Raw genomic sequence first — 10,154 nt, 5'->3', positions numbered from 1 at the left:
CAATCACATCGAATTGAATTACAAGGCGAATCCATGAGAAAGAAAAAAGGAATTAACAAAGAGCAATTTTAGTATATTTGATTAACAAAATAACTCATGAAAAAAAGTAGTTTTTAATGAAAAGTTTAGGTGGTCATTTTGCTCCGAAATTAGGTGGTCATTTTGAATTGGAATCAGGTGGTCACTTTAAATTGGAATTAGGTGGTCAATATCACTGGAATTTGCATTTAGTAAGATTGAATTCTTGATGAAAATGATGAGAAGTGAGTAAAAACAAAAAATCCAACCTAAATAAATAGATTGGATTTCAGTTGTTGCTCCCCCTCTTGGGCTCGAACCAAGGACCCTCTGATTAACAGTCAGATGCTCTAACCAACTGAGCTAAGGAGGAAGATGTTATATCTTTTAAGCGGTTGCAAAGATAGAACGATTTTTATTTTTTGCAAATAAAAATGAATAAAATTTTAAAAAAAATTACTTGCCGACTATGGCTTTGTAAATATCATTTCCGTTAGCAAATAACAACAATGAAATAAGTAAAACAAAGCCAACCAGTTGCGCTTTTTCCATGAACTTATCACTTGGTTTTTTACCGGATATCATTTCGTATAATAAGAACATCACGTGACCACCATCTAAGGCCGGAATCGGCAATAAATTCATTACGCCTAACATGATAGACAACAATGCTGTAATACTCCAAAAAGCTTCCCAACTCCAAGTATCCGGGAATACATTGTAAATAGCGTGGAATCCACCAACACCTTTATAAGCTCCGGTGCTTGGATTGAAGATTAATTTTAACTGCTTCCAATAATTTTCCAATTGGGCAAATCCTTTGTTGATTCCAACCGGAATGGATTCAAAAAAGCCAAACGTTTCGGTACTGAATTGGTAATAGCCTAATTTTTCCAGATTCGTCTCGGTAATCTGAGCAGGGGCGACTCCGATTTTTCCGTTGTTGTTTACGGCTAAGGTTACTTTAGTTTCTTTACCGTCACGCAACACAACTGCTTCTACTTTTTTCCCTTTATGGGCGGCAAAAGCCGGACCGGCCTGATCGAAATAACGCAAGGATTGTCCATTCATCGAGACTAAAATATCTTTGGGTTTCAGTTGCTCTTTGTTGGGTGAATTGTCGGCAAAACCGCCAACCACAAACGGCATTCTCAAAGCAATTAAAGCTTTTTTATCTTGGTCGATAAACTTTCCAATGAAATTATTTGGCAGTGTAATGGTTTTCTCTTCACCATTGCGGTTTACCAAAACGGTTTTAGCCATCAATACCTCCATATTTACCGAAGGATCAAATTTTGTTATTGGCTTACCATCGATGGCCAATAGTTTATCTCCGGTTTGTATTCCGGCTTTTTCTAATTCTTGATTTTGTACCCAAATCCCATCTTTCACATCGTTGTTATTGATGTATTTTTCACCGTAGAAAAAGGTCATCCCTATGTAAATGATGAAGGCCAAAATAAAATTCACCGTGACACCGCCCAACATGATGATTAAGCGTTGCCAAGCCGGTTTAGAGCGGAATTCCCAAGGTTGCGGCTCTTGTGCCATTTGCTCGGTATCCATACTTTCATCAATCATTCCCGAGATTTTCACATACCCGCCCAAAGGCAACCATCCGATACCGTACTCGGTTTCCCCTATTTTCTTCTTGAGTAGAGAATATTTGATATCGAAAAACAAATAGAACTTTTCGACTCTGGTTTTGAATAATTTGGCCGGAATAAAGTGCCCTAATTCGTGTAAAATGATAAGTATTGATAAACTCAGTAAGAACTGAGAAAGTTTGATTGCAATTTCCATGTTTTTAAACTGTCATTTCTTTTAAACGCACAAAAGTAAGGTTTTCACCTTACTCCCGTACACATTATTTGTCTTTGGTTATTTTTTTATGAATTTTTTATGAAAGGTTCCTTCAGAAGTTTGGATACTAAGGTAATGAACTCCGGCTGATAAACTGCTAATCTCGAAATCCAAACCGGTATTTTCGAATACTTTTTGCCCTAAACTGTTGTATACTGTCACTTTTTCCAAAATCACATTGTTAGGCATTTGAAGGTGTAATTCGGCACTACTCGGATTGGGATATAAAGCTATGGCTTGGTTTAATGAAAATGTTTCACTGCTGAGAGTAGCATTAGAATTTCGAGAAATCAAGTGGTATTCAGGATCGAACTGCACGTTGGTGATGGCAAACGGCACATCCACAATAAACTCCTGTCCGTTGGCGGTATTGTTCAAAATCAAATCGGCCGTTTCTCCGTTCGAACCAAAAACTCTTACCGGCACCGGCATTTCAAAAAAGCTCACCGAGGCATGCGATTGGGTTTGATTGATTACAAATCGCGCCTGACCCGAACCCCAATTTTGAGCCGTTATACTATACGTAGGATAGCCTTGGTTGTAAACCCAATCGTTGAAAAACTCCGTTAAACTTTGTCCGTACACCGCTTCTAAATGCGCTTTTAAATCGGTAGTAACGGCATAATCATAAGCTAAATTTGGATCGGCTAAATAATTTTGCAAGGCTTGAAAAAAGGCAGTATCACCCATTTTAAAACGCAACATCTCCAAAACCATCGCTCCTTTGTTATAGCTTAAGCGACTGCTGAAAATTCTGCCTACATCGGTCAATTGGGCATCGGTTAAATACAAATTCCCCGATGGACTGGAAGTAATAAAATCAACCATACTCGCTTTTTGCGCCACAAACGCATTAGGCCCATCTAAATTTTCTATTACCAAAGCCGATAAATAGGTAGCAAATCCTTCATTGAGCCAAATGTCTTTCCAAGTACCGCAGGTAATTTTATCGCCAAACCATTGATGAGCCAATTCGTGGGCAATTAATCCCCGACTGAAATTTCCCATGAACGATACCGTGGTGTGTTCCATGCCACCGCCCCAACCGAATTGCGCATGCCCGTACTTTTCATTACGAAACGGATAGGGTTCGAATAAGGTTTCGAACAAATTCATGATAGGTAAAGTTTGGGCCACAGCAGTCACTGCCGAATTGTAATTTTCGGGATAGATGTAATTCACAATCGGAAAAGTATTCGGAGCAGTTCCGGCGGTTTGGGTGTATACTTGATAATTGGTAACCGCAAAGGCAATCAGATAGGCCGGAATCGGGTAAGTGTGTCGAAAATGAGTTGTTTTGGTCCCGTTACCATTTACCACTTGAGATTGCTCCATCCCATTGGCTGCACTTACGTACTGACTAGGGGCTGTAATGTAAACATCGATAGTGTTGATTTTATCACTCAAATCCTGCTTGCAAGGCCACCAATCGCGAGCACCATATGGTTCAGACAAGGTCCACATGCCGGCAGCTCCCGAATGCACATTAATGGCAAACGCTTCAAAAGCATTTTGCGGCGGTGCTCCCGAGTAAACCATTTCTACGGTGGCTGAACTTCCGGTGGCTAAAGTAGTCGGTAAAGTAATGACCAACTCATTGTTTCCGTTTTGTACAAAACTCAAGTTAGTTGTTCCTTGTTTTACAGATGTTACTGCCAATTCATTAGCCAAATCAAAAGTCACAGTATTCATATTGTCTAAGGCCGTAAACGTCGTGGTTACTTTTCCGTTAACAAAATAAACCGCCGGGTCTACGGTGAGTTCTAACTTGTGATAGGTTACATCGTAATTGAGCGTATTGGCGTTGGCTTGAAAATTTAAGGTTCTTGAAGCCGATTTCCCTTCCATTTCCGCAATCGTTTGGGTTTCTAAAACATCGCTTTGGGCAAAAATCGATGTAATAGTCAAAAAAAACAGTAAAAAGTAGAGTTTTCTCATAGTAAGCGATTGAATTGCTGCGAATATAACAATAATTGCTCTTAAGCATAGTCAAACAAATGATAAAACCGTTTAGTATTCCTTTGACCCTAATTTGGTTACCTATGCAAGTTTTTGAGCATCCCAAAGGTTTTATCAAACATTTCATTAAATTTGCGGGCGTAATAAAGAAAACCGTCATGTTACAAATTAGTTACATCAGAGAAAATAAGGAAAAAGTGCTGGCCGCTTTAGCCAAAAGAAATATGGATGCTACCGCCATCGTGGAAGAAGCCATACAGTTAGATGAAAACCGAAGAAGCACTCAAGTGGCCCTCGACAATACCTTGGCGGAAGCCAATAAACTTTCCTCAGCCATAGGCGAAATGATGAAGAGCGGAGAAAAAGCCAAAGCCGAAATTTTAAAACAAAAAACAAGTCAACTCAAAGAAACCAGCAAGGAATTATCGGAGAAACTAGACGGTTATGCTAATGAGTTGTTGCAAAAAATGTATTTGTTGCCGAATACGCCTGCCGATTTAGTCCCGCACGGTAAATCGGCCGATGACAACCTAAACGTATTTCAGGAAGGTGAGATTCCGGTATTGCACGAAGGAGCTTTACCGCATTGGGATTTGATCAAAAAATACGACATTATCGATTTCGAATTAGGAACGAAAATCACCGCTCCGGGATTTCCGGTGTACAAAGGCAAAGGCGCCAAACTACAACGCGCTTTGATTTCCTACTTCTTAGACAAAAACACTGAAGCCGGGTATCAAGAATTTCAAGTGCCGCACATGGTGAATGAAGCTTCGGCTTACGGAACCGGACAATTGCCGGACAAAGAAGGTCAAATGTACCACGATGCCAAAGACGATTTGTACCTGATTCCTACTGCCGAAGTTCCGGTAACCAACATTTACCGCGATGTGATTCTACAAGAAAAAGACCTGCCTATTTTGGCTACGGGTTATACGCCTTGTTTCCGAAGAGAAGCCGGTTCTTGGGGCGCGCACGTTCGCGGCTTGAACCGTTTGCACCAATTTGACAAAGTAGAAATTGTTCGCATTGAACATCCTGATACATCCTACGAGGCCTTAGACGGCATGGTGGAACACGTAAAATCGATTTTAAAAGAATTAAAATTACCGTACCGTATTTTGCGTTTGTGCGGCGGCGATATGGGATTTGCCTCAGCCATGACCTACGACTTTGAAGTGTTCTCAACCGCACAAGACCGTTGGTTGGAAATTTCTTCGGTGTCAAATTTTGAAACCTACCAAGCCAATCGTTTAAAATTGCGCTTTAAAGGAAAAGACGGCAAAACCCAATTGGCACATACCTTAAACGGTAGCTCATTGGCTTTACCACGCGTATTGGCGGGTATTATAGAAAATTATCAAACTCCGGAAGGTATTGTTGTTCCGGAAGTGTTGCGACCGTACACCGGTTTTGACATCATTAACTAATTGCGTTAAACTTACCTAAACAATGTACTAAACGAACACAAAAAGTGTTACTTTAGTACATTGTTGTTTTACTGTAGTCATGAAAAAATTACTCACTGTTTTGTTGTTTTTACTGTCGATTTGGGCTCAGGCTCAAAACGAACAATTGGCCAACAATTACTTTGACCGTGGCGAATTTGAAAAGGCTTTGGTAAGCTATGAAGAACTACTCAAAGGCCAACAAGGCAACACCAACTACTTTCAAAGAGTAGTAGAATGTTACCAACAATTACAGCAGTACGACAAAGCCGAAAAAGCCATACAAGCGCGCTTAGAAAAATACCGCCAAAGCACGTTATTGGTGGAACTAGGATACAACTACCAACTTCAAAAAAACCAAGAAAAAGCCAACAAATATTACGATCAAGCCATAGTTAAAATCAGAAAAAATGCGCCTGAAGCCTACGGGATTGCCTATATTTTCGAGCGAAAGGCCTTGTTTGATTATGCCCTTTTAGCGTACAAAACGGCTTTGGAAATCGATCCCAGATTGAGCTTTAACTTTCAAATGGCCGTGATTTACGGTCAAAAAGGCGAACCCGATTTGATGATAGAAACCTATTTGTTAGAAGCCTATCAAAATCCGCAAAACTTACCCATCATTCAAAATCAGTTGTCGCGTTTTATGACCGAAGATGCCGATGCCAATTTTAACGATACTTTAAAAAAAGCATTGTTATTGCGCGCACAAAAAACGCAAGATGTATTTTGGAACGACTTTTTGAGCTGGTTTTTTGTCCAACAAAAAGAATACGGTAAGGCCTTTATCCAACAAAAAGCCATTTACAAAAGAAATCCGGATTCGTTCAGTAATATCGTTAACTTGGCACAGATGGCCATCAGCGACAACGACCAAGATTCAGCTTCGGAGATTCTGACTTTTGTTTTGGAAAACACCAACGATTTGGAGTTGCTCATCCAAGCGCATTCGTATTTGTTAGACATGAAAATTGAGCGCGCCACAGCAAAAGATTATCCCGAAATCACGGCTACTTTAGACAAACTAATCAAAGAATTCGGGGTTAGTCCGTACACTTTAGAATTGCTAGAATTGGAGGCCGATTTTACCGCATTCCATTTGAACAATCCAGAAAAAGCCAAAACCATTTTGAAAAATGCCATGGAAATGCCGGTGAACCGCTACCAAATAGCCGATTTGAAAATGCAATTGGCGGATATTCTTTTGTTTGAAGAAAAATTCAACCAAGCGTTAATTTATTATTCGCAAGTCAGCGAAGACATGAGCGGCGATGTTACCGGACAAGAAGCGCAACTCAAAACGGCCAAAACCAGCTATTACAAAGGTGATTTCGAATGGGCTTCGCACCAACTCAAAGTACTGAAATCAGCTTCCACTCAACTGATTGCCAACGATGCTTTAGATTTGTTCCTGCTCATCAGTGACAATACCGTGGAAGATTCGACTCAAGTGGCATTGAAAAAATTGGCACGTGCCGATTTCTTGTTGTACCAAAATAAAAAACCGGAAGCCTTAGCGCAGTTCCAACTCATTTTAAAAGAGCACAAAGGCGAAACCATTGAACCGGTGACTTTGCTTCGCCTGGGAAAAACCTATGAAAAAATGGGCGATTATACCCAAGCTTTAAACTATTACGCCAACCTACTGAACAACCATACAGATTGTATTTACCGCGATGAAGCACTGTACTATTCAGCCGAAATTTACAATATGAATCTAAACGATGCAGAAAAAGCCAAACCGTTGTATGAAGAAATCATTTTCAAACACGAGGACAGCATTTACTTTGTCGACTCAAGGAACAAATACCGAAAACTGCGCGGGGACAATAATTTATAGTTTTCAGTCGCAGTCACAGTTGGCAAATCATTATTTAATCTGAAATCTAAAATCGTTACTCAAAAATCTACATTCACATGATACTTTACAACGTTACCATCAATATACACGAAAGCGTGCACGACCAATGGATGCAATGGATGCAGGAAAAACACATCAAAGACGTGTTGGCTACCGGCAAATTTTCAGCGGCACGCATGGTTAAAGTTTTGGTGGAAGAAGAAATGGGCGGTACTACCTATTCTATTCAATACACCACCGACAGCCGCGAAACCCTCCAAAGTTATTACGAAGAAGATGCCCCACGATTGCGCGAAGAAGGACTTCGTTTGTTTGGCGATAAAATGTTGGCATTCAGAACGGAATTGGAATTGATTAGTGACCATTAACCCCGTTTTTGTCATTCCCGCGTAGGCGGTAATCTACAAATAAAAGCAGCTAGAATGCAGTCCTTTCGTCAATACTATGTTTATATTTTAGCCAACAAAAAGAATGGCACGTTATATATTGGCGTAACTAAAAAATATTGAAAGAAGAATTGATGAACACAAAAAAAAGCTAAACCCAAACTGTTTTACAGCAAAATATGATGTAAAATTGTTAGTTTATTATGAAACATTCCAATATATAAACGATGCCATTGATAGAGAAAAACAACTCAAAAAATGGAATCGTCAATGGAAAATAAACTTGATTGAAGGAGAAAATAAAGATTGGAAAGATCTCTCTGAAAATTGGAATAATTAACAATGGATTCCCGCCTGCGCGGGAATGACAAAAGAGTATCCATGAGCCAAGTAAAAGCCAAAAAACACCTCGGGCAACATTTCCTAACGGATGAGAGTATTGCCAAAGACATAGCCGATACCTTAGGGTTGGAAGGCTACGATAACGTATTGGAAATTGGTCCGGGTATGGGCGTGCTGACCAAATATTTGTTAGAAAAACCCATTAACACTTACGTCATCGAAATCGATACGGAATCGGTAGATTACCTTAATGCATATTATCCGAAATTACACGGTAAGATTATCTCCAAAGATTTCTTGAAGTACAACATTAACGAAGTGTTTGAAGGCAAACCGTTCGCTATCACCGGCAATTTTCCGTATAACATTTCGTCGCAAATTGTCTTTAAATGTTTGGAATTGCGCGACCAAGTACCCGAGTTTACCGGGATGTTTCAGAAAGAAGTGGCCGAACGCATCTGCGAAAAGAAAGGCAGTAAAACTTACGGGATTTTATCAGTTTTGGTGCAGGCCTTTTATGACGCTGAATATTTGTTTACGGTACACGAACATGTATTTAATCCGCCACCAAAGGTCAAATCGGGTGTATTGCGTTTGCGCAGAAAAGCCAATTTCACTTTGCCATGCAGTGAAAAATTATTCTTTTCGGTGGTAAAAACAGGCTTTCAACAACGCCGAAAAACACTTCGAAACAGTCTAAAATCCTTTAATTTGACGGATAATTTAAAAGAAGATAGTATCTTTGACCTCCGTCCGGAACAACTCAGTGTTGAGCAATTTATCGAACTTACCCAAAAAATAGAAGCCAATGCAGTTTAAAATCAGCAAAGAACTTTTAGCACAAATTGAGCAACTCATCCATGCCAAGAATGATTCGGCATTGGAAGTATTGCTTAACGACCTGCATCATGCTGATATTGCAGAGATTTTCGAAGAATTGGAAATTGCAGAAGCGACTTATATTTTCAAAATTTTAGACAGCGAAATCACCGCGGAAATCTTACCGGAATTGGAAGATGATTTGCGTGAAAAAATCCTCCAAGGTTTATCGGCTAAAGAAATTGCTGAAGAGTTGGACGAGTTGGACACTGATGACGCTGCCGACATTATAGCCGAACTTTCCCAAAGCAAAAAAGAAGAAGTAATCTCTGAATTAGAAGACGTAGAACACGCCAAAGACATAGTCGATTTGTTGCGTTACGACGAAGATACTGCCGGCGGTTTGATGGGAAAAGAATTGGTGAAAGTCAACGAAAACTGGAACGTACTGACTTGCGTCAAAGAAATGCGTATCCAAGCGGAAAATGTGACTCGCGTACACTCGATTTATGTGGTGGACGATGAAAACCGATTGAAAGGCCGTTTGTCTTTAAAAGACTTATTGACGACATCCACCAAAACGCCTATCAGTCAGGTTTACATCAAAAAAGTAGATTACGTTCGCGTTGACACTCCGAATACCGATGTGGCTCGCATCATGCAGAAATACGATTTGGAAGCCATACCGGTAGTAGATGAAATGGGCCGATTGGTGGGCAGAATCACCATCGATGACATTGTAGACGTAATCAAGGATGAAGCCGATAAAGATTACCAGTTGGCAGCGGGTATCTCTCAAGATGTAGAGGCCGATGACAGCATTATCGAACTCACCAAAGCGCGTTTGCCTTGGTTGGTTTTAGCACTTTTAGGCGGATTCATCTCGGTGGAAATGTTAGGGCTTTTTGAAGGTGCAATGAAAGAACACTACAAATTATTTTTCTTTACACCGCTTATTGCTGCGATGGCCGGGAACGTTGGCGTACAATCTTCGGCGATTATTGTACAAGGTTTGGCCAATCAATCTATCAGCGGTTCTATCTTTAACCGTTTGCTGAAAGAAATCTCATTGAGTTTGTTAAACGGTGTGATTCTGGCTTCCATCCTGTTTTTAGGCAGTCACTTTTTGTTGGGTGTAGAAACCACTATTGGGCTAATCGTGACGGTTGCCTTAATTTCGGTCATCATTATTGCCTCACTAATTGGAACCTCAATTCCTTTATTGCTTAACAAGTTTGGTATTGATCCGGCTTTGGCTACCGGACCTTTCATTACCACCAGCAACGACATTTGCGGGATTTTGATTTACTTTTCGATTGCTAAAATGATTCTAGGATTTTAAAATAAAAAAACTCTCAGTACGGAGGAGTTTTCTTTTTACCCTACCTACCGATAGACAGACCGGAGTGGAAACCAGTAGGCAGGCAGGCAGGTCGAACCCACAATCTTAAGAATGCG

At 40.2% G+C, this 10,154-nt stretch carries 9 protein-coding genes and 1 tRNA gene; 7 read left to right on the top strand and 3 right to left on the bottom strand.

Features of this window, described 5'->3' with window-relative positions; all coding sequences use genetic code 11:
- Positions 1-116 precede the first annotated feature (116 nt).
- Positions 117-248 carry a hypothetical protein gene (locus tag Q0M21_RS05905; RefSeq protein WP_295335593.1) on the top strand — a complete coding sequence of 44 codons (132 nt, stop codon included), beginning with the start codon at positions 117-119 and terminating at the stop codon, positions 246-248.
- 69 nt (positions 249-317) lie between these two features.
- On the opposite strand, the gene Q0M21_RS05900 is transcribed toward Q0M21_RS05905, so the two are convergent.
- From Q0M21_RS05900 to Q0M21_RS05890, 3 genes are all read right to left on the bottom strand, one after another.
- Positions 318-391: transfer RNA gene (locus Q0M21_RS05900), tRNA-Asn, on the bottom strand.
- Between the two features lie 83 nt (positions 392-474).
- Positions 475-1,821 (bottom strand): RIP metalloprotease RseP, encoded by a 1,347-nt coding sequence (gene rseP, locus Q0M21_RS05895; protein ID WP_295335590.1) that lies wholly within the window; start codon positions 1,819-1,821, stop codon positions 475-477.
- A 78-nt stretch (positions 1,822-1,899) separates the two neighbouring features.
- Positions 1,900-3,819 (bottom strand): M1 family aminopeptidase, encoded by a 1,920-nt coding sequence (locus tag Q0M21_RS05890; protein WP_295335587.1) that lies wholly within the window; start codon positions 3,817-3,819, stop codon positions 1,900-1,902.
- Between the two features lie 179 nt (positions 3,820-3,998).
- On the opposite strand from Q0M21_RS05890, the gene serS reads away from it, so the two are divergent.
- The 6 genes from serS (at position 3,999) to mgtE (ending at position 10,038) form a co-directional block, all read left to right on the top strand.
- A complete protein-coding gene (serS, locus tag Q0M21_RS05885; RefSeq protein WP_295335585.1) occupies positions 3,999-5,270 on the top strand; it encodes a serine--tRNA ligase in 1,272 nt (423 codons plus the stop codon).
- Between the two features lie 79 nt (positions 5,271-5,349).
- Positions 5,350-7,128, top strand: coding sequence for a tetratricopeptide repeat protein (locus Q0M21_RS05880; protein ID WP_295335582.1), 1,779 nt, complete (start codon positions 5,350-5,352; stop codon positions 7,126-7,128).
- A 77-nt stretch (positions 7,129-7,205) separates the two neighbouring features.
- On the top strand, positions 7,206-7,517 hold the full coding sequence (locus Q0M21_RS05875) for a DUF4286 family protein (RefSeq protein WP_295335579.1): 312 nt from the start codon (positions 7,206-7,208) through the stop codon (positions 7,515-7,517).
- 136 nt (positions 7,518-7,653) lie between these two features.
- A complete protein-coding gene (locus tag Q0M21_RS05870) occupies positions 7,654-7,875 on the top strand; it encodes a GIY-YIG nuclease family protein (RefSeq protein WP_367273710.1) in 222 nt (73 codons plus the stop codon).
- Positions 7,876-7,916: 41 nt separating this feature from the next.
- A complete protein-coding gene (gene rsmA / locus Q0M21_RS05865) occupies positions 7,917-8,696 on the top strand; it encodes a 16S rRNA (adenine(1518)-N(6)/adenine(1519)-N(6))-dimethyltransferase RsmA (protein ID WP_295335576.1) in 780 nt (259 codons plus the stop codon).
- Entirely contained in the window at positions 8,686-10,038 is a 1,353-nt protein-coding gene (gene mgtE / locus Q0M21_RS05860) for a magnesium transporter (RefSeq protein ID WP_295335573.1), read from the top strand. Before rsmA ends, mgtE begins: the two co-directional genes overlap by 11 nt.
- Positions 10,039-10,154: the final 116 nt, after the last annotated feature.

The organism is Flavobacterium sp. (assembly GCF_024710485.1).
Classification (GTDB): Bacteria; Bacteroidota; Bacteroidia; order Flavobacteriales; family Flavobacteriaceae; genus Flavobacterium.
This window is presented reverse-complemented; position numbering and strand designations above follow the sequence as displayed.